The 20,380-nt window shown below is 74.1% G+C and carries 16 protein-coding genes and 1 pseudogene; 11 read left to right on the top strand and 6 right to left on the bottom strand.

Annotated features, from left to right (window positions below):
* Window positions 1-148: 148 nt before the first annotated feature.
* Window positions 149-1,561 (bottom strand): alkaline phosphatase PhoX, encoded by a 1,413-nt coding sequence (locus tag AB0D28_RS01170; RefSeq protein ID WP_357380905.1) that lies wholly within the window; start codon window positions 1,559-1,561, stop codon window positions 149-151.
* A 182-nt stretch (window positions 1,562-1,743) separates the two neighbouring features.
* On the opposite strand from AB0D28_RS01170, the gene AB0D28_RS01175 reads away from it, so the two are divergent.
* The 4 genes from AB0D28_RS01175 to AB0D28_RS01190 all read left to right on the top strand — a co-directional run bounded on the left by AB0D28_RS01175 (window position 1,744) and on the right by AB0D28_RS01190 (window position 6,417).
* On the top strand, window positions 1,744-4,260 hold the full coding sequence (locus AB0D28_RS01175; protein WP_357380907.1) for an FtsK/SpoIIIE domain-containing protein: 2,517 nt from the start codon (window positions 1,744-1,746) through the stop codon (window positions 4,258-4,260).
* Entirely contained in the window at window positions 4,257-5,033 is a 777-nt protein-coding gene (locus AB0D28_RS01180; RefSeq protein ID WP_357380909.1) for a hypothetical protein, read from the top strand. The genes AB0D28_RS01175 and AB0D28_RS01180 overlap by 4 nt, the downstream gene beginning before the upstream one ends.
* Before the next feature lie 148 nt (window positions 5,034-5,181).
* Window positions 5,182-5,445, top strand: a complete 264-nt coding sequence (locus AB0D28_RS01185) for a DUF6244 family protein (RefSeq protein WP_073830945.1) — start codon at window positions 5,182-5,184, stop codon at window positions 5,443-5,445.
* Between the two features lie 168 nt (window positions 5,446-5,613).
* On the top strand, window positions 5,614-6,417 hold the full coding sequence (locus tag AB0D28_RS01190) for an alpha/beta fold hydrolase (RefSeq protein ID WP_357380911.1): 804 nt from the start codon (window positions 5,614-5,616) through the stop codon (window positions 6,415-6,417).
* A gap of 114 nt (window positions 6,418-6,531) precedes the next feature.
* Here the strand turns inward: AB0D28_RS01190 and AB0D28_RS01195 are convergent, their stop codons facing one another.
* Together AB0D28_RS01195 and AB0D28_RS01200 are read right to left on the bottom strand one after the other, a co-directional pair.
* Window positions 6,532-8,124: a GMC family oxidoreductase N-terminal domain-containing protein gene (locus AB0D28_RS01195; protein WP_357380913.1), complete on the bottom strand. Its 1,593-nt coding sequence runs from the start codon at window positions 8,122-8,124 to the stop codon at window positions 6,532-6,534.
* A gap of 90 nt (window positions 8,125-8,214) precedes the next feature.
* Window positions 8,215-9,081 (bottom strand): aldo/keto reductase, encoded by an 867-nt coding sequence (locus tag AB0D28_RS01200; RefSeq protein WP_357380915.1) that lies wholly within the window; start codon window positions 9,079-9,081, stop codon window positions 8,215-8,217.
* Between the two features lie 175 nt (window positions 9,082-9,256).
* Between AB0D28_RS01200 and AB0D28_RS01205 the strand changes: the two genes are divergently transcribed.
* The 6 genes and pseudogenes from AB0D28_RS01205 to AB0D28_RS01230 all read left to right on the top strand — a co-directional run bounded on the left by AB0D28_RS01205 (window position 9,257) and on the right by AB0D28_RS01230 (window position 16,646).
* Window positions 9,257-9,622 (top strand): YciI family protein, encoded by a 366-nt coding sequence (locus AB0D28_RS01205; protein ID WP_013287532.1) that lies wholly within the window; start codon window positions 9,257-9,259, stop codon window positions 9,620-9,622.
* A 278-nt stretch (window positions 9,623-9,900) separates the two neighbouring features.
* Complete coding sequence (gene pyk / locus AB0D28_RS01210; protein ID WP_357380918.1) at window positions 9,901-11,349, top strand: pyruvate kinase; 1,449 nt, start codon at window positions 9,901-9,903, stop codon at window positions 11,347-11,349.
* Window positions 11,346-12,224, top strand: coding sequence for an acyl-CoA thioesterase II (locus AB0D28_RS01215; protein ID WP_151501499.1), 879 nt, complete (start codon window positions 11,346-11,348; stop codon window positions 12,222-12,224). Before pyk ends, AB0D28_RS01215 begins: the two co-directional genes overlap by 4 nt.
* A 71-nt stretch (window positions 12,225-12,295) precedes the next feature.
* On the top strand, window positions 12,296-12,766 hold the full coding sequence (locus AB0D28_RS01220; RefSeq protein WP_357380921.1) for an Rrf2 family transcriptional regulator: 471 nt from the start codon (window positions 12,296-12,298) through the stop codon (window positions 12,764-12,766).
* 132 nt (window positions 12,767-12,898) lie between these two features.
* Window positions 12,899-13,783, top strand: a pseudogene (locus tag AB0D28_RS01225) (sulfite exporter TauE/SafE family protein); the annotation flags it as partial.
* A gap of 595 nt (window positions 13,784-14,378) precedes the next feature.
* On the top strand, window positions 14,379-16,646 hold the full coding sequence (locus AB0D28_RS01230; RefSeq protein ID WP_357380923.1) for a cellulose binding domain-containing protein: 2,268 nt from the start codon (window positions 14,379-14,381) through the stop codon (window positions 16,644-16,646).
* A gap of 167 nt (window positions 16,647-16,813) precedes the next feature.
* Here the strand turns inward: AB0D28_RS01230 and AB0D28_RS01235 are convergent, their stop codons facing one another.
* Window positions 16,814-17,809: an LLM class flavin-dependent oxidoreductase gene (locus AB0D28_RS01235; protein ID WP_357380925.1), complete on the bottom strand. Its 996-nt coding sequence runs from the start codon at window positions 17,807-17,809 to the stop codon at window positions 16,814-16,816.
* A 61-nt stretch (window positions 17,810-17,870) separates the two neighbouring features.
* On the bottom strand, window positions 17,871-18,350 hold the full coding sequence (locus tag AB0D28_RS01240; protein ID WP_357380927.1) for an Lrp/AsnC family transcriptional regulator: 480 nt from the start codon (window positions 18,348-18,350) through the stop codon (window positions 17,871-17,873).
* A gap of 83 nt (window positions 18,351-18,433) precedes the next feature.
* Here AB0D28_RS01240 and AB0D28_RS01245 point away from each other — a divergent pair, with 83 nt between their 5' ends.
* Entirely contained in the window at window positions 18,434-19,609 is a 1,176-nt protein-coding gene (locus AB0D28_RS01245; RefSeq protein ID WP_357380929.1) for a PLP-dependent aspartate aminotransferase family protein, read from the top strand.
* A gap of 36 nt (window positions 19,610-19,645) precedes the next feature.
* Here AB0D28_RS01245 and AB0D28_RS01250 read toward each other — a convergent pair whose 3' ends face one another.
* The gene (locus AB0D28_RS01250; protein WP_357380931.1) at window positions 19,646-20,329 is read right to left on the bottom strand and encodes a transcriptional regulator; all 684 of its coding nucleotides are present in this window, start codon (window positions 20,327-20,329) and stop codon (window positions 19,646-19,648) included.
* Window positions 20,330-20,380: the final 51 nt, after the last annotated feature.

Raw genomic sequence — 20,380 nt, forward strand, 5'->3', positions numbered from 1 at the left:
CGAGCGTTCGCGTCAAGCAGCGCAGGAGATGTGGACTCAGCCCTGACTGCCGAGTTGATCTGATTGCTGAAGAGGCGCCGTCACGTCCACGTGTCGCTTTGGCGGCGGTCCGGCGGCCCCTCTCCGGGAACCGCCGGCCGGCGTCTTCTCAGCGGTGCCCGTTGCTCGGCCGCCCCCACGGCCCGGTGATCGCGAACACGTACCCCGGCGACTGGATGTTGGCGAACAGCGTCTTCCCGTCCGCACTGAACGTCGGCCCGGTGAACTCGCTGTCGTTCAGCTCGTTGCGCGCCAGCGGGTACGCAGTGCCCTGCTCGGTGACGCCGACCAGGTGCGACACGCCCTCGCCGTCCTCGGCCAGGATCACCCCGCCGTACGGCGAGACGGTGATGTTGTCCGGCCCGTCGTAGTTGCCGTGGTCGGCCTCCGGGTCGGTGTTCACCCCGAAGATGGTCTTCAGCGTGACGGTCTGCCGGCGCGGGTCGTAGAACCACACCTGCCCGTCGTGCTCGTTGGCGCTGCCGTCGTCGTGCCGCGCGTAGCTCGCCACGAAGTACGCGCCGCCGTCGCCCCACCAGGCGCCCTCCAGCTTGCGGCTGCGGGTCACCTCGGCGTCGGTGAACTGCTTGCGTACCGACACGGTGCGGGCGTCCCGGTCGGGCACCTCCACCCACTCGACGCGGTAGCGGGTGCCCGGGATGGTGGCCTCGGACAGGTCGGCGACGTGCGTGTCGCCGCGCAGGCAGCGCATCGCGGCGAGGCTGCCGGCGCTGCCGCCGTCGGGCCGCTGGGCCAGCGCCCGCAGCGCGCCCTTGCCGGCCCGGAAACCGGGCGGCGGCGTCCATCGGAAGTACAGGCCGTTCGGCCCGCTCGCGTCCTCGGTCAGGTAGATCGAGTGGGTGTACGGGTCGACGGCGACCGCCTCGTGGGAGTACCGCCCGAGGAACGTCAGCGGCATCGGGTCGGTGTTCGCGGACCGGTCGTGCGGGTCGACCTCGAAGACGTACCCGTGGTCCTTGAGGTATCGCCCACCGGCCCGCTGCTCGGTCTCCTCGCAGGTCAGCCACGTGCCCCACGGGGTGATGCCACCGGCGCAGTTGTTGTGCGTGCCGGCCACGCTGACGTACTCGCGCAGCCGCCGTCCGTGCCGGTCCACCTCGATGGTGGTGGTGCCGCCGCGGGCGCCCGGGTCGTAGGTGAGACCGGGCAGCGCCGGCACCGGGTACGGCTCGTCGCCGCCGATCTCGTGGTTGTTCACCAGCACCGAGCCGTGCGGGCCGCGGAAGCAGCCGGTGCCGTCCGCGTCGCTCGGCGTGGGCTGCCCGGACTCCAGCAGCGTCGCGCCCGCCTGCGCGACGACCGTGTAGGAGAAGCCGGGCGGCAGCGCCAGCAGACCGGCCGGGTCCGGCACCAGGTCGCCGTAGCCGACGGCGGGGCGGCACGCGGGCCGGGCCGCCGCCGGTCCGGCGATCGCCTCCAGACTGCCGGCCACCACGATGCCGAGTCCGCCGGCCACGCCGCCGCGTAGCAGGGACCGCCGGGGGAGAGGTGAGGAGGTCACGTCGTCGCCTTCCTGTGCGCACGGATGCCTGACCGAAGGCAAGCCGGGCCGGGGGAACGGCGGGCGGCGCGGCCGTCCGCCGCCGGGTGAACAGTGGACGAATCCCCGGTGCGGAGCGCCACGTGCCGCCGTGGCGCGCGTCCGTTAGGGTTCCCTCGATCGCAAACGTCGGAGGGCGGACGGTGGGCAGACTCGCGGCGGCGTACCGGCAGGCGGTCGATCGGCATCGACGGGCGGTGCGGCACTGGGAGGCGGCCCGGCGGCTGCTCGGCGCCGCCGGCCCGGCGCCCGTGGGCAGCCCCGAGCTGGTCGCGCGGCTGGCCCGCCTCGGCGGTGAGCTGGCCGCCGCGGTGCCTGGCACCGCCCGCGTCGCGACCCACCCCGTTCCGGTACGCCTCGGCGCGGCGACCACAGTCGACGGCACGTTCCCGGTGATCGTGCCGGTGGGGGCGGGCGCGCACCTGGCGGTCGACGTGGACGCCCGTGACCCGCGCGTCGGCGAGCTGCTGCGGGCGGTGGTGGTACGGCTGCTGACCGCCGCCCCGGCCGGCGCGATCCGGGTGGCCGGCATCGACCAGGCCGCCTTCGGCGCGGCGTTCCTGCCGCTGCGCCCGCTGCAGGACGCCGGGGTGCTCGCCGCGGCTGCGACCACCGAGGCGGAGACGACAGCCCTGCTCGACCTGGCCGAGCGGCACGCGCGTACCGCCCAGCGGTCCGCGCCGGAGGACCGCGAACTGCTCGTGGTGGTCGCCGCGTCCGCGCCGCCGCCCCGGGAGCTGGCCCGGCTGGCGGCGCTCACCCACGCCGGACCGGCCGCCGCCGTCTGCGTGCTGCTCGCCGGCCACCCACCGGCCGGGCCGACCGCCGCGCCGCCGCTCGGCGCCACCACCCAGCTTCGCGTCACCGAGCGCTACACCCTCGTCGGAGACCCGCCCGGCCGCCCGTTCAGCGCCGACGGCAGCGGGCTGGCCGCACCGGTGGTGCTCGACGGCGACCCGTCGCACGCCACTGTGACCGCGCTGGCCCGCCGGTACGCCGAGGCCGCCGGCCAGGACGGCGTCACGTTCACCGACCTGCTCCCGGCCCAGCGCTGGACCGACTCGGCCGCGTCCGGGCTGCGTACCGTGCTCGGCCGGGCCGGCCGCCGGCCGCTGACTGTGGCGTTCGACGACGCCACCCCGCACTGGCTGGTCGGCGGGCGCACCGGCGCCGGCAAGACGGTCCTGCTGCTCGACGTGCTCTACGGGCTGGCCGCCCGCTACTCCCCGGCCGAGCTGCGGCTGATGCTGCTCGACTTCAAGGAGGGCGTCAGCTTCACCGAGTTCGTGCCCACCGACCGCGACCCGTCCTGGCTGCCGCACGCCGACGCGGTGGGCATCGAGTCGGACCGCGAGTACGGCGTGGCGGTCCTGCGCGAGCTGCGCGCCGAACTGGGCCGCCGCGCCGACCTGCTCAAGCGGCACGGCGTCAGCCGGCTCGCCGACCTGCCGCCCAACGCCCGGCCGCCCCGGATCGTCACTGTCGTCGACGAGTTCCACGTGCTGTTCGCCGGCAACGACGCGCTGGCCCGGCAGGCGGTCGACCTGATCGAGGAGCTGGCCCGCAAGGGCCGCTCGTACGGCCTGCACCTGGTCCTGGCGAGCCAGAGCACCACCGGCGTCGAGGCGCTCTACGGCCGGGCCGAGGCGATCTTCGGGCAGTTCCCGCTGCGGATCGCGCTACCCGGCGGCGACGCCGTGCTGGACCCGCGCAACGACGCCGCGCGCGGGCTCACCGTCGGCGTCGCGGTGGTGAACACCGGCGCGGGCGCGCCCGGCGCGGACGTCGAGGTGCGGTTCCCGGACGCGCACGCCGCCTCGGCCGACCTGGCGGCGCTGCGCCACGAGCTGCACGCCGCCCGCCCGGCCGGGGCACGCCCGCCGGCCGTCTTCCGGGGACACGAGACGCCCCGGCTCACCGACGACCCTGCCTGGGTGGCGCTGACGCCCGGCGCCGACCCGCCGTACGCGCTCGTCGGCCGCGTGGTCGACGTGGCCGGCAGCCCGGCGGGGTTCGCGCTCGACGCCAGTCCGGGCCGGCACCTGGCGGTGGTCGGCACCGCCGCGGCCGGCGCCGACGTGCTCCGCTCGGCCGCCCTGTCCCTGGCCCGCCAGCACGCCCCCGGCACCGCCCGGTTCCTGTTCGCGCCGCTGGCGCCGGGCACCACCGACGCCGCCGACGACCTGGCCATGACGCTCGCCGCCGCCGGGCACCCGGTCCGGCGCCTCGACGCCGCCGCGCTGCGCGCCCAGCTCGCCGAGACCGCCTCCGGCGACGCCCCGGCGGCCGGGCGCACCTACCTGGTGGTGTTCGGGATGGACGCCGCCGCCACGACGCTCGCCGCCTCCGACCCGGCCACGTTCCGATCCGGGTACGACGACCTGCGCGCCGTGCTGCGCCAGGGGCCCGCGCGCGGTGTGCACGTGCTCGGCTGGTGGCGCGGGCTGCGCCGGCTCGCCGACGACCTGGGCGGCAGCGGGCACCGTGACGACGTGACCGGCCTTGTCGCGCTGAACGTGCCTGCCGCCGACCTGTGCCTGCACCTCGGCGCGCACGACCTGGCGTACGTCCCGCGCGAGGGCCGCGCCCTGCTCGTCGACCGGCACGAGCACCGCACCGCGCTGATCGTGCCGTTCGCCGCCGGGAGTGATGTTCCATGAGCGGATTCGACGAGTACGCGGCGCTTCTGCGGGAGCTGTCCACCCGGCAGCGGGGTGGGGAGCGGGAGATCGCCGCCGAGGCGGAGCGCCGCCGTGGCCTCCAGGCCGCTGTCGACTCGCTCGGGCAGCGGCTCTCCGCCCAGGGGCAGCACCTGGACCGGCTCGGGCAGGCGATCGGCGTGCCGATGACCTCGGTCCCGGCCGAGGCGCCGGTGCCGGCGGCGGTGGCCGCCGGGGGAGCGCCGGATCCCGCGCCCGTTCCGGGGGACGGGGTGACCGGCGGCGCAGCCGACGCCCCGGGGCGGCCGGAGGTCGGGGCGTACCCCTCGGGTGGTGTGCCCGCGCCGCGAGCGGGTGACCCGGCGGCGGAGCTGGCGGCGGCGGGCCGGCTCGCCGAGGAGGCCGACGGGTACGGCCGGCAGGCCGACGCGCTGGCCCGCACGCCGGTGCTGCTGCCCACCTGGTCCGCGCCGGCTCGGGCGGTGGTGGTGTACGCGGGCTGCGCGCTCGTCGGCTCGCTGCTGATGCTGATCGCGATCATCGGTTCGTCGCTGCCGGTGGCCGGGCTGGACCTGGTGGCGGCGCTGTCCTGCGCGGGCGTCCCGTTGATGTCCTTCGTGGCCGGTCAGGTGGTACTCGCCCGCTGGGGCCGCCCGGCGGTGGAGGGCGACGCGCCGCCCGGGCGGTACGTGCCGCTCGGTTTCGTGATCTGCGCCCTGGTCTCCCCGTCCTTCTTCTGCCTCTATCTCCTCCTCTTCCGCCTCCTCCGCTGACCTCCTACCCGCTCCGTCGATCATGGAGTTTCGGCCCCGGGGGCGCGGCAATTGTGGCTTTCGGGCGGGCGGAAAGTGCAAGATCGCGAAGGCGGTGGGGTGGAGCGGGGCGGTAGGCTCGCGGGGTCGGTGAGCTGGGGGAGGGCGTGTGAGCGCGGCGGAGATCATCGCCAGGCTGGCGGCGGCGGCACAGAAGCTGGACGAGGCCAAGGCGCGCACCGCCGCCGCCGCGCAGGACGCGGCCGAGGCGCGGGCGCTGGTGGCGGGCGCGCTGGAGGGGGCCACGGCGGGGCCGCTTATCGGCGCCATCGACTCCTACCGGCAGGCGCTGGCGCAGGCCGCGCAGGGCGGGGAGCCGGCCCGGCAGCACGTGCAGGAGACAATCGCGAAGGTCCAGGCGCTGGGCAACTGAGCCCGGCCCGGCATGCCGGTTTGCGCGCAGGGCGCGACAAGGGTTACCAACGCGTAACTTTTCATTGACGTGTGTGAAATCAGACACGCATCATCGTGTCCACGATCGATCGGATCCCACCCGTCCCCCCCGGGTACGCCCGGATGCCTCCCCCCGGAGGTGCAGCCCATGCTGCTCCGAACGATCCTGGCCGCCACCACCGCCGCCACCGTCCTGCTCGTCCCGGCCGCCGCCCAGGCCGCCACCGCCGAACCCGCCGCCCCGTCGAACACGGCCACCGTCGCCACCGCCGCGCAACGGGCCGCCGCCGCTGCCGCCGACCCGGTGATCGTGGTCGGCGGCCTGAGTGGAATCTCCATCGCGTACGAGCCGATCGCCGCCCGGCTGCGCGCCGACGGCTACCGGGTCTCGATCTTCCAGTTGCCGAACCTCGGTCTCGGCGACATCCGCGAGTCCGCCCGGACGTTGTCGTCCTACGTGGACCGGGTGCGCGCCAGCACCGGCGCGGCCCGCGTCGACCTGGTCGGCCACTCCGAGGGTGGCCTGGTCAGCCGCTGGTACGTCAAGTACCTCGGCGGCGCGGCCACCGTCGACCAGTACGTCAGCCTGGGCAGCCCGCAGTACGGCACCTACGTCGCCAACCTGGTCGCCGTCCTCGGGCTGGGCAGCTGCGCCGGGGTGATCGCCTGCCAGCAGATGACCATCGGGTCGAGCTTCCTCGCCGACCTCAACGCCGGGGACGACACCCCCGGCCCGGTGCGCTGGGCCACGGTGCGCACGTGGCAGGACGAACTGGTCCGGCCGGTCGACAACGCCGTGCTCGCCGACGGCGCGACGAACATCCTGGTGCAGGCGTGGTGCCCGCTGCGGGTCGTCGGCCACCTCGGGCTGGTGCTGGACGGCACCACCTACACGGCGGTGCGCCAGGTGCTCGCCGGTGCCCCGGTCCAGCCGAACTGCTTCGCGGTCTGAGCCACGTGCCGGGCCCGCCGTTCGCGCGGGTCCGGCACGTCCCGCCGTTCGCGCGCGGGCCCGGCATGTCCCGCCGGGCGTCGGCGCGGGCGGAACCCGGCCCGGGCCGGTCGCTCAGCCCGCGTCCCGTCCCGTGATCAGGTCGGCGGCCCGCCAGGCCAGCGCGGTCACCGGGGCGCTGGTCCAGCCGGCCACCATCACCGGCAGCACCGACGCGTCGACCACCCGCAGCCCGTCCACGCCGCGTACCCGCAACTCCGGGTCGACCACGTGGTCGTCGCCGGCGCCCATCGCGCAGGTGCCGATCGCGTGGTAACCGCAGTAGCCGCGCGCCACGGCCGCCTCGACGATCTCCGCGTCGGTGGTGGTCGCCGCTCCGGGCACCGTCTCGGCCTGGATCCGCCGCGCGATCGGCCCGGTGCGGAAGAACTCCCGCATCCGGCGGAACAGGTCCACCGCCACCCGCTGGTCGTGCTCGGTGGCGAGGTAGTTCGCCACGATGCCCGGCGGCGTACGCGGGTCCGCGTCGGTGATCGTCAGGCTGCCCTCGCTGTCCGGCCGGGTGACAGTGCCCAGGCACATCACGCCCGGCTCCCGTTCGAGTTCCAGCGCCCTGCCGGGCCGCGGCGGGGCGGCCGAGAACGGCGCCATCAGCAGGTGCGCGTCCGGGCGGTCCAGATCCGGGCGGGACTTGAGGTGGGCGGCCACGTCCAGCACCGGCAGGGCGAGCGGCCCGCCCCGGGTGAGCAGCCAGCGCAGCGTCGCCCGGGCCTGCCCGAGCGGGCTGCCGATGGTCATGTTGTGGCCGCCGGGCTCGGCGAGGCGGTATTGAAGCACCATCGACCGGTGCTCGCGCAGCCCCGCGCCGACCCGGGGCCGGTCGAGCAGCACCGGCACCCCGGCGGCGCGCAGCGTGTCCGCCGGGCCGATGCCGGAGACCTGCAACAGGTGCGGGGTGGCCAGGGCGCCCGCGGCGAGGATCACCTCACCCGCCGCCCGGTGCTCGGCCTCCCGGCCGCCGTGCGCCACCCGTACGCCTGTGGCCCGGCCGCCCTCGACCAGCACCCGCAGGGCGACGGCGCCGACCTCGACGGTCAGGTTGGGCCGGCGCCGGACCGGGTGCAGGAACGCGTCGGCGGCGCTGACCCGGCGTCCGCCGTGGATGGTGGCGGTGGGGTAGCCGATCCGCTCGTCGTCGTGGGCGTCCAGGTCGTCGGCGTGGCGCCAGCCCAGCTCGGCGCCGGTGGCCACCATCTCCTCGGCGAGCGGGTCGGTGCCGGTGGCGACGGACAGCCGCACCGGGCCGCCCGTGCCCCGGTGCGGCGCGGGCCCGAGGGGGTGGTCCTCCAACCGCTGGAACACGGGCCGCATGGTCGACCAGCCCCAGCCCAGCGGTTCGAGGGCGGCCCAGTCCCGGGCCGCGCCGCGGCTCCAGATCATGCCGTTCACCGACGTCGAGCCGCCGACCATCCGCCCGCGCTGCCAGATCTCCCGGCGGCCCGGCCCGGTGGTGGCCGGGTAGTGCCAGGCGGTGCGCTCGTCGTCCATCAGCCGGGAGAACGCCTTCGGTACGCGCACGTACGGGCTGCGGTCCCAGCCGCCCGCCTCCAGCAGCAGCACCCGGGTGCCCGGATCCTCGGTGAGCCGGTTGGCCAGCACGCACCCCGCCGCCCCGGCGCCCACGATGACGTAGTCGAACTCCTCCACAGCGGACCCCCACTCGCGAGAATCCTTCTGACGGTAGTTGTTCGATCACATTCGGCGAAAGGGGCCGGTCGGGGGAGGTGCGTGACCCGCTCAGGCAGCCTTTGCCAGCGCCTCGAACTCGTCGTCGGTCAGCACCACCTCGGCCGCCGCCACGTTCTCCTCCAGGTGCGCCACCGACGACGTGCCCGGAATCGGCAGCATCACCGGCGACCGGCGCAGCAACCAGGCCAGCGCGAGTTGCGCCGGGGTGGCGCCGTGCGCGGTCGAGATCGCGTCGAGCGGGCCGCCGGGCCGGGCCAGGCTGCCGGTGGCGATCGGGAACCACGGGATGAACGCCAGGTCGTGGCGCTCGCAGTGCTCCAGCACGTCCTCCGCGCCGCGGTCGGCCAGGTTGTAGAGGTTCTGCACGGACACGATCGGCGCGATCGCCTGTGCCGCCTCGATCTCCTCGACACTGACCTGGGACAGCCCGATGTGCCGGATCTTGCCCTCCTGCCGCAGCAGCGCCAGCTCGCCGAGCTGGTCGGCCAGCGGGACCTTCGCGTCGATGCGGTGCAGCTGGTAGAGCGGGATGCAGTCCAGGCCCAGGTGGCGCAGGCTCAGCTCGCACTGCTGGCGCAGGTACTCCGGGCGGCCCACCGGCCGCCAGTCGTCCGGACCGGAGCGGGTCAGCCCGGCCTTCGTCGCGATGACCAGGTCGTCGGCGTACGGGTGCAGCGCCTCGCGGATCAGCAGCTCGCTGACGAACGGCCCGTACGAGTCGGCGGTGTCGATGAACGTGACGCCCATCTCGTACGCGCGGCGCAGCACCCGTACCGCCTCGGCCGGATCCTTCGGGTCACCCCACACCCCCGGACCGGTGAGCTGCATCGCCCCGTAGCCGAGGCGGTCGACCGGCAGGTCGCCACCGATCCGGTAGGTACCCGACGCCTTGGCGGGCTGGGTGCTGGTGGCCATTCGTGCTCCTCCTGTGCTCGTTCTGTGCTCGTTCGTGCCTCGCGGGGTGGTGCAGCGCCCCGACCCCTGGACATTCCCCGAATCGGGGCGGTGAAGCACTGGCAGTTGCGCCGAGCTGCCCCGGCACGCCGGGCCGCCGTGGGAGGCTGGGCGGAACGGTGGTCAGGAGGTGCGCATGGCCGCGACGCCACGGCTCGACTTCGCGCTCGACACGTACGAGTGCATCGTGCTCTACCCGGGGCCCTCGGGGCGGGCCCTGCCGGACGAGACCGTGCAGCGGTTGCAGGCCGAGCACCTTCAGCACATGCGGGCGCTGCAGCGGCGCGGCATCGTGCTCGTGGACGGGTCGGTGGACGGCCCGGCCCGGGAACCCGACCCGCCGATCGGCTTCGGGCTGGCCCGGACCGGCTCGGTGGACGACGTCCGCAGCGTCATGGAGGCCGACCCGGCGGTGCAGGCCGGGCTCTACCGCGTCGAGGTGCTCACCTTCCTGTGCCCGGCCGGCTCGCTGGAGTTCCCGCTGGTCAAGACGGAGAGCTGAGACTCCGCGCGCGTACCTTCGACGGCCCCGCCGGCCGCCGCGTACCCACGGCCCGCCCACGGCCCCAGCGGCCGGGCGCGGCCGTGCCACAGTGCCCCCGGCCGGCCGGTGACGGGGAGCGGTACGATTTCTCACCGCGCGGTCGCTGATGCCCGCCACACGACGTTCCGGTGCGGTACGCCTACGCCCGCCCAGCGGTTGACGCGCGTCGTTGGACAGATGTTCCACAGTCCGCAAGGGGTCGGCCGGGAGGCCGACCCGGAGGAGAGACTAGCCTGATGGGCGTGACACGCCGCGCGAAGATCGTCTGCACCCTCGGCCCCGCAACCGCGTCCCCGGAGCGTATCCGCGGCCTCGTCGAAGCGGGCATGAACGTGGCGAGGCTCAACTTCAGCCACGGCAGTCACGCCGACCACGAGTCGGTCTACCGGCTGGTCCGCGAGGCGGCCGAGACGGCCGGCAAGCCGGTCGCGGTGCTCGCCGACCTCCAGGGCCCCAAGATCCGCCTGGGCCGGTTCGCCGACGGACCGCACGAGTGGCGCACCGGCGACTCGGTGGTGATCACCGGGGACGAGGTGGAGGGCACCAAGGAGCGGGTCTCCTGCACCTACCGCAAGCTGCCCCAGGAGGTGAAGCCGGGCGACCGGCTGCTGATCGACGACGGCCGGGTCGCGGTCGAGGTCAGCGACGTCACCGGCAACGACATCCGGTGCCTGGTCACCGAGGGCGGCCCGGTCTCCAACAACAAGGGCGTCTCGCTGCCGAACGTCGCGGTGAGCGTCCCGGCCCTGTCCGACAAGGACGCGCAGGACCTGCGCTTCGCCCTCGGTCTCGGCGTCGACCTGGTCGCGCTCTCCTTCGTCCGCTCGCCCGACGACATCAAGCTCGTCCACTCGATCATGGACGAGGAGGGCGTGCGCCGCCCGGTCCTGGCCAAGGTCGAGAAGCCGGAGGCGGTCGACCACCTGGAGGCGATCGTGCTCGCCTTCGACGGGGTCATGGTCGCCCGCGGCGACCTCGGCGTCGAACTGCCACTGGACCAGGTGCCGCTGGTGCAGAAGCGCGCCGTGCAGCTGTGCCGGGAGAACGCCAAGCCGGTCATCGTGGCCACCCAGATGCTCGACTCGATGATCGAGAACTCGCGCCCGACCCGCGCCGAGGCGTCCGACGTGGCGAACGCGGTGCTCGACGGCGCGGACGCGGTGATGCTCTCCGGCGAGACGAGCGTCGGCAAGTACCCGGTGCTCACCGTCAGCACCATGGCCAAGATCGTCACCACCACCGAGGCCGGGTCCATCGCCGTCCCCCGGTTGCAGCACGATCCGCGTACGCACGGCGGCGCGCTCACCGTCGCCGCCTCGTCGATCGCCCGGGCCATCGGCGCCAAGGCCATGGTCGCGTTCTCGCAGACCGGTGACACCGTCAAGCGGCTGGCCCGGCTGCACTGCGACCTGCCGCTGCTGGCGTTCACACCGGTGCCGGAGGTGCGCAACCAGCTCGCGCTGTCCTGGGGCGTGGAGACGTTCCTGATGCCGTTCGTCCAGCACACCGACGACATGTTCCGCCAGGTCGACCAGGCGCTGCTCGGCCTCAACCGGGCCAACCCGGGCGACTACGTGGTGATCGTGGCGGGCAGCCCGCCCGGCACGCCCGGCTCCACCAACACCCTGCGCGTGCACCAGCTGGGTTCGCTGGTCGACGCGGCCTCGGCACGAGCCCTCCAATGAGTGGTGTGGCGACCGGGCAGGCGGCTGTCGACCAGCTACTGGAGGTGCTCGACCTCGCCCGTACCGGGGAGATGACCTTCCGGGGGATGAGCCCGCAGGTGGGCCCGCAGCGGGTCTACGGTGGCCAGGTCGCCGGCCAGGCCCTGGTGGCGGCCGGCCGCACCGTCGACGCGGAGCGGGCCGTGCACTCCCTGCACGGCTACTTCGTGCGCCCCGGCGACCCGGCCGAGCCGATCGAGTACCAGGTGGAGAACGTCCGCGACGGCCGCTCCTTCTCGGTGCGCCGTTCGGTGGCGTTGCAGCACGACAAGCCGATCTTCTTCATGTCGGCGTCGTTCCAGCGCCAGGAGGAGGGGCTGGACCACCATGCCCCGCTCCCGCCGGACGTGCCTGGTCCGGACGACGTGCCGACCATGACCGACCGGCTCTCCCGCTACCCGGAGCGCCTGGGCATCTGGGGGATGATCCCGCGCCCGATCGACGTGCGCTACGTCGGCGAGCCCGGCTGGGTGCGCCCCGGCGACCGCCCGGCCGAGCCGCACCAGCGGGTGTGGATGCGCCTGGACGGCAAACTGCCGGACGATCCGCTGCTGCACGCGTGCGCGCTCACGTACGCCTCCGACCTGACGCTGCTGGACTCGGTGCTCTCGGTGCACGGCGAGGTGTGGGGGCCGGGCGGCGTGGTCGGCGCGAGCCTCGACCACGCGCTGTGGTTCCACAGGTCGTTCCGCGCCGACGAGTGGTTCCTGTACGACTGCTGGAGCCCGTCCGCGTCCGGTGCGCGTGGCCTGGCCACGGGCCGGATGTTCACCACCGACGGCCGGCACATCGCCAGCGCCGTGCAGGAGGGTCTGCTGCGGCGCGTGGGCGGCTGAACGCCCGGCCCGGTGACCCGCCCGCACGGGTCGGCGGGCCAGCTCCCGGCACAGCGGACTAACCTGGCCGTATGCGTCTCTCCGCCCGGGTCGACTATGCCCTCCGCGCGGCTGCCGAGCTGGCCTCGGTAGCGGACGAGGAGGCCACCGGGCGGAGCCGGCCGGTGACCGCCGAACAGATCGCCCGCGCGCAGGACATCCCGCCGAAGTTCCTGGAGAGCATCCTGCTGCAACTGCGCCGCGGCGGCATCGTGCACGCCCAGCGTGGCCCCGAGGGCGGCTACTGGCTGGCCCGGCCGGCCGGGGAGATCTCCCTGGCCGAGGTGATCCGGGTCATCGACGGTCCGCTCGCGCACGTGCGCGGGCAGCGGCCGGAACAGCTCGGCTACCAGGGCGCGGCCCGCGCGTTGCAGGACGTCTGGATCGCGCTGCGGGCCAGCGAGCGGGAGATCCTCGATCTGGTCACCATCGCCGACGTGGCCACGGGGGCGCTGCCCGGCCGGGTCAACGAGCTGGCCGCCGACCCGCGCGCCTGGAGCTGACGGGCGCCTCCGCACGCTCCGGCACACCGTCCGGCGTCTCCTACCAACCGGATGGGGGACTTGACCCGGGGCGCCCTCGTGCCGCATTGTCGACCAAGTCGATAGGAGATACCGAAAAGTCAGGGGGCGCTCGTGCGCAAGCTGCTGGTCCTCGCCCTCGTCGGGCTCGCCGCGCAACTCGTCGACGGCGCGCTCGGCATGGCCTACGGGCTGACCTCCTCGACCCTGCTCCTGTTCGCCGGTGTCGCGCCCGCTGCCGCGTCCGCCTCGGTGCACCTGGCCGAGATCGGCACCACGCTGGCGGCGGGTGTGTCGCACTGGCGGTTCGGCAACGTCGACTGGCGGGTGGTCGGCCGTATCGCGCTCCCCGGCGCCATCGGCGCGTTCGCCGGGGCGACGTTCCTCAGCTCCATCTCCACCGAGGCGGCGGCACCCTGGATGGCCGCCATCCTGTTCACGCTCGGCGCGTACCTGCTGGTGCGGTTCTCCCGGCCGCTGCGCGCCAACCGGGCCGCCGGCCGCTTGCGCAGCCGGTTCCTCGCCCCGCTCGGCCTGGTTGCCGGCTTCGTCGACGCCACCGGCGGCGGGGGCTGGGGCCCGGTCGCCACCCCGGCGCTGCTGGTCTCCGGCCGGATGGAACCCCGCAAGGTCATCGGCTCGGTGGACACCTCCGAGTTCGTGGTGGCCGGCGCGGCGAGCATCGGCTTCCTGATCGGCCTGGGCTCCGAGGGCTTCCTGCTGCCCACTGTTGCCGCCCTTCTGATCGGCGGCCTGATCGCCGCCCCGATCGCGGCGTGGCTGGTCCGCATCGTGCCCGCCCAGCTGCTCGGCGCCGTGATCGGCGGCGTGATCGTGCTGACCAACGCCCGCACGCTGCTGAGCGCCGGCGGCGTGGGCGGCTCGCTGCCGGTGGTGGTGTACGTGCTGCTCGGCGTCGCCTGGCTGGTCGCCGTCGGGCTGGCGGTGCGCGCGCTGCGCCGTACCCGCCGGGCCCGCGCCACTGTCGACGCCGCACTCGCCGCCACGTCGCCCGCCGAGGCGGGGGAACCCGAGCTCGCCACGTCGGCGGAGCCGGGGGAGTCCGTCAAGCCGGCGGAAGCCGTCAAGCCAGCGGGAGCCGTCGAGCCGGCGGAGGTCGTCAAGCCGGTGGAGGCGGTCGAGCCGGCGGAGGCCGTGAGGCCGGGGCGGGCCCCGGAGCCGGAGGCCGCCACCGAGAGCGCCGAGGCCGCGGAGTCGCGGAAGCTCGCCGCCGCCGTCGAAGGCTGAGCCGCTCGCGGTTTCCCGGCCGCACCTCCTCCCGGGAGGGCGCGGCCCGGGACAAAGGTCGCCGGTCGCCGGTCGCCGCTCCGCCAGCCGTCGCCCTGTTGACGGCCGCGCCGCCGCCCGCCGGGCGCCAACCGCGCGACCGGGGTGAAGGGCGCGCGACGTCCTCGGTGGGCCCGGCGAGGGGCGGCGCTTGTGGGGGTGTCCGGCGGTGACCTAGGCTGACGGGGCGCGGAGCCTAATCACCGACGTCGATGTGTTGGCGTCGCCCCTCGCGTCAGGGCACGTATCCGCCGGTCCGGGCAGACCGGCGTCGCCGCGTGCCTGACCTCCGCGAAAGGCATTTCCCGTGCACCTCACCACCCCACGCCACCGGCTTGCGCTGCTCGCCGCGGCCTCTGCGGTCACCCTGTCGGCGGGCGCGCTCACCACGATGACGGCCGCCGCGGCGGCCGTCGCCTGCCGGGTCGACTACCGGATCACCAACCAGTGGAGCGGCGGCTTCGGCGCCGACGTGACAGTCACCAACCTCGGCGACCCGGTCAACGGCTGGACCCTCGGCTGGAGCTTCGCCGCCGGCCAGCAGGTCGTCCAGGCGTGGAACGCGACGGTCAGCCAGTCCGGCACGCAGGTGAGCGCCCGCGACGCCGGCTACAACGCGGCCCTCGGCACCGGCGGCGCCGCCAACTTCGGCTTCAACGGCTCGTGGAACAACGCGTCGAATCCGGTCCCGGCCGCGTTCACGCTCAACGGCACCGCCTGCACCGGCGCGCCGTCCACCACGCCACCGCCGACCACGCCACCACCCACCACCCCGCCGCCGACCACGCCGCCACCCACCACACCCCCGCCGACCACCCCGCCGGCCGGGGCGAAGCAGATGGAGGACCTCGACCGAGGGCTGGTCAGCGTCCGCTCCGGAAACGGGAACCTGGTCTCCTGGCGGCTGCTCGGCACCGAGATCACAGGGGTTTCGTTCAACCTCTACCGGGGCGGCACCAAGGTCAACGGAAGCCCGATCACCGGCGCCACCACGTACCTGGACAGCGGCGCGGCGGCCGGCTCGGCGTACACCGTGCGGGCCGTGGTGAACGGCGCCGAGCAGGCGGCGTCCGCCCCGGCGCTCCAGTTCGCCAACGGTTACCTGGACGTGCCGATCCAGCCGCCGCCCGGTGGCACCACCCCGGCCGGGGAGGGCTACAGCTACTCGGCGAACGACGCGAGCGTTGGCGACCTCGACGGTGACGGCCGCTACGAGTTCGTGCTCAAGTGGGACCCGTCGAACGCCAAGGACAACTCGCAGTCCGGCTACACCGGCAACGTCTACGTCGACGCGTACACGCTCACCGGCACTCGGCTGTGGCGCGTCGACCTGGGCCGCAACATCCGCGCCGGCGCCCACTACACCCAGTTCCAGGTGTACGACTACGACGGCGACGGGGACGCCGAGGTGGCCATGAAGACCGCCGACGGCACCCGCTCCGGCACCGGCCAGGTGATCGGCAACGGCTCGGCCGACCACCGCAACTCCAGCGGCTACGTGCTCGCCGGCCCGGAGTACCTGACCATGTTCGACGGCCGCACCGGCGCGGCGCTGTCCACAGTCGACTACGACCCGCCGCGCGGCACCGTCTCGTCCTGGGGCGACTCGTACGGCAACCGGGTCGACCGGTTCCTCGCCGGCACCGCGTACCTGGACGGGCAGCGTCCCTCGCTGATCATGGCGCGCGGCTACTACACCCGGGCCGTCATCGCGGCCTGGGACTTCCGCGACGGCACGTTGCGCAAGCGCTGGACGTTCGACTCGAACGCCTCCGGCAACGGCGCCGCCGCCGGGCAGGGCAACCACCAGCTCTCCGTGGCCGACGTGGACAACGACGGCCGCCAGGAGATCGTGTACGGCGCCGCCACCATCGACGACAACGGCCGGCTGCTCTACTCCACCGGCAACGGCCACGGCGACGCGCTGCACGTCGGCGACCTCGACCCGGCCCGCGCGGGCCTGGAGGTGTTCAAGGTCGACGAGGACGGCAGCAAGCCCAGCTCCTGGATGGCCGACGCGCGGACCGGGCAGATCATCTGGCAGACCGCACCGAACGGCGACAACGGCCGCGGCGTCTCCGGCGACATCTGGGCGGGCAGCCCGGGTGCGGAGTCCTGGTCGTCGGCTGTCGACGGGCTACTGAACACCAGGGGGCAGAACGTCGGGCGTAAGCCGTCGTCGGCGAACTTCCTGATCTGGTGGGACGGCGACCCGGTCCGCGAGCTGCTCGACGCCACGAAGATCGACAAGTACGGCACCGGCGGGGAGACCCGGCTGCTCACCGGCAGCGGCGTCGCCTCGAACAACGGCACCAAGTCCACCCCGGCGCTCTCGGCCGACCTGCTCGGTGACTGGCGCGAGGAGGTGGTCTGGCGCACCTCCGACAGCACCGCGCTGCGGATCTACAGCACGCCCGTCACCACCGGCCTGCGCCTGCCCACGCTGATGCACGACCCGCAGTACCGCGTGGCAGTGGCCTGGCAGAACACCGCCTACAACCAGCCGCCGCACCCGGGCTTCCAGCTGGGCGACGGCATGAGCACACCGCCCGCCCCGAACATCTACCTGCGCTGAAACGGCAGGCACCGGGTCGCCGGCCGCGGAATCCGCTCCGCCGGCGACCCGGTGCACCACACCGCAGCATTCCCGACCCGTCCCGACCGGGAATGCCGTACCACCACCGGGGACAAAGTTATGCGTCCCACGCGACGGTGCGGTGACGTGGCTATGAAGAGCGTGTTTCAGGCGTCCCGGCGCAGCCCGCCGGCCACCTTCTCGGCGATCAGCTCGAACGAGCGGATCCGGTCGGTCACGTCGTACACCATCGTGGTGAGCATCAGCTCGTCCGCGCCGGTGCGCTCCAGCAACTCACCGAGCTGCCGGGCCACCGTCTCCGGCGAGCCGGTCGCCTGGCCGTCGCGGCGCTGGGCGACGAACTCCCGCTCGAACTCCGAGTACGGGTACGCCGCCGCCTCCTCCGGCGTGACCAGCGGTTCCGGCCGCCCCGACCGCAGCTTCAGGAACGACAGCCCGGCCGGTCCGGCCAGCCACTCGGCCCGCTCGTCGGTCTCGGCGCAGACCGCGTTCACCGCCACCATCGCGTACGGCCGGTCCAGCCACTGCGACGGCCGGAAGTGCTGCCGGTAGAGCCGCAACGCGGGGATCGTGTTCTGCGAGCTGAAGTGGTGCGCGAACGAGAACGGCAACCCGAGCAGGCCGGCCAGCTGCGCGCTGAAGCCACTGGACCCGAGCAGCCACACCTGCGGCGACTGGCCCCGCCCCGGCGTCGCGGTGATCGGGCCGGGCTCGGCGCCGGAGAAGTAGTTCATCAGGTCGGCCAGCTCACGCGGGAAGTGCTCGGCGGACAGGCCCTCCATGGTGCGGCGCAGCGCCAGCGCGGTCACCTGGTCGGTGCCCGGGGCGCGGCCGATGCCCAGGTCGATCCGGCCCGGATGCAGCGCCTCCAGGGTGCCGAACTGCTCGGCCACCACCAGCGGCGCGTGGTTGGGCAGCATCACCCCGCCCGAGCCGAGCCGGATCGTGCTGGTGTTCGCCGCCAGGTGCGCCAGCAGCACGGCCGGCGCGGAGCTGGCGATGGCGGGCATGTTGTGGTGCTCGGCCACCCAGAACCGGCGGTAGCCCAGCTCCTCGGTGCGGCGGGCCAGCTCCGTGGTGTGCCGCAGCGCCTCACCGGCACTGCCGGTCGCCGCCACCGGGGCAAGATCAAGAACAGACATGGGTACGTCGATCACAGCGTGGTGCAACAGGCCACGTGCCGGAATTGTTCCGCCGGGTGCGCTACCCCATACCCCGGGCCTGCTCGAAGATCAGGCTGGTCTGCGTGTGCTGCACCGCCGGGTCGACTGCGAGATGATCGAGGACGAAGTCCCGCAGGGCGTCCCCGGAGGCCGCCCGTACGTGCAGCACGTAGTCGTCCGCGCCGGCCACGTGGAACACCGACACCACCCCCGGCAGCCGTACCGAACGGGCCCGGAACGCGTCCACGGCGGCCCGCTCGTGCGCGGTCAGCCGCACCGAGACCAGCGCCTGCAACGGCAGGCCCACCGCAGCCGGGTCCACCTCCGCGTGGAACCCGCGGATCGCCCCGCACTCGCGCAGCGCCCGGGTGCGGGTCAGGCACGTCGACGGCGCCACCCCCACCCGCTCGGCCAGCGCGTTGTTCGGCAGCCGGCCGTCGGCCGCCAGCTCGGTGAGGATCGCGCGGTCGGTGTCGTCCAGGCCGGCGAACGGCCGTAGATCATTCGGTGCGGCAGGCATGTGACCATCCTTCACCGAATCGCTCCCGGGCGAAAGCGTGATCACCAGAATCTTCTTCGCTGGTATTGCCTTGTGCCGTCGTCATGTTCGACGCTTCCGGCATGACTTCCGTGGACACCGCAGCCGTACACGCCGGGCGCGCCGACCTCGCCGGGCTCGGCGTCCACGTCCCGCCGATCGACCTGTCCACCACCAACCCGCTGCCCTCGGTCGCGGGCGGCGGCGACGACTACGAGACACTCGCCACCGGCGGCACCCTCCCGGCCGGCGGCAGCGCCGTCTACCAGCGCCTCTGGAACCCCACTGTGGCCCGGTTCGAGACCGCGCTCGCCCAGCTCGAAGGCACCGCCGAGGCGGTCGCGTTCGCCAGCGGCATGGCCGCGCTCACCGCCACCCTGCTCGCCGCCACCCGCGACGGCAAGCGGCACGTCGTCGCCGTCCGCCCCCTCTACGGCGGCACCGACCACGTCCTCGCCACCGGCCTGCTCGGCACGGAGGTCACCTGGGCCACCACCGCCGACGTGGCCGCCGCGATCCGGCCCGACACCGCAGTGGTCGTGGTCGAGACCCCGGCGAACCCCAGCCTCGACCTGGTCGACATCGCCGCGCTCGCCGCCGCCGCCGGTGACGTCCCGCTGCTCGTCGACAACACCGTCGCCACCCCGGTGCTCCAACAGCCCGCCCGCCACGGCGCCGCGCTCGTGCTGCACAGCGCCACCAAGAGCATCGGCGGCCACGGCGACGTCCTCGCCGGCGTCGTCGCCTGCGCACCGGAGTGGGCCGCCCGGCTGCGCCAGGTCCGCGCCGTCACCGGTGCCGTCCTGCACCCGCTCGGCGCGTACCTGCTGCACCGCGGTATCCAGACCCTCCCGCTGCGCGTCCGCGCACAGCAGGCCGGCGCGGAGAAGCTCGCCGCCTGGCTCGCCGGGCACCCCGCCGTCGAGCGCGTCCACCACCCGTCGCTGCACGACCCGGCCGGGCTGGTCGGCCGGCAGATGTCCGGCACCGGCAGCCTGCTCGCCTTCGAGGTACGCGGCGGTGCTCCCGCCGCGGCCGAGGTCGCCGGCGCCTGCGAGCTGATCACCCACGCGGTGTCGCTCGGCGGCGTCGACACGCTGATCCAGCACCCGGCCTCGCTCACCCACCGGCCGGTCGAGGGCGACGCGAAGCCCTGCGGCGGGCTGCTGCGCGTCTCGGTGGGCCTGGAGGACCCGGAGGACCTGCGGGCGGACCTCGCGCGGGCACTGTCGCGGATCTGACGTCGCCCGGCAGAGCGCGTCCGCGGTGTCGTCCGGTCACGACTTCGGGCCCACGTGCCGGTCGAGGGCGGCGACCGCCTCCCGGCGGGCGACTGACAGGGACCACGGCAGATTCATCCGCCACGCGATGCCGAGCAGGTCGAGGGACCACTGGCACAGCGCCATGATGTCGGTGGAGCGGTTGGAGAACATGTAGCGGGGATAGACGTACTGCTTCCCGCGAACGACGACCCGGTTGGTGAAGCGGCAGCCGTCGGAGTGGAAGAGTCCCCGCAGGAAGTCGCCCGGGTGGGCCTCGACGATGCTCCGCTGCCAGGCGGCCAGGACGATCGGGCGCTCGTGTTTCTTGCCCGGTCCGTGCTGGGGGAACAGGCACGGCCAATGGAGTGCTGTGCTCTGTATGGCGACACAGCCGCGCTTCTGGATGCGCTGCACCTTGTTGGCCAACACCGCCCGCATCGCTGCGTCGCACTTCTCGATCAGGCTCGGCCAGGCGTCGGCACAGTAGATGCGGAGCACCGGCGTCCGGTCCGTGGTGACCAGGTGTCCGTCACCAAGATAGAGCCCGAGCAGGTAGGCGTAGGAGGCATGGTCGGGTGGAGCGTCCGGATTGGGGCGGCACCGGAAGCAGCGGACGGCGCTTCCGAAGATCGCCGGCTCTGGTCGGTCGACGCACCAGTGCCAGACCGTGGTGTAGGGCAGGGAGAGGCTGCGGGCCACCGAACGGATGTTGTGACCCTGGGCGCGAAGGGCGCGGGCTCGTGCCCGCAT

This window comes from Micromonospora sp. NPDC048169 (assembly GCF_040652815.1).
GTDB lineage: Bacteria > Actinomycetota > Actinomycetes > Mycobacteriales > Micromonosporaceae > Micromonospora.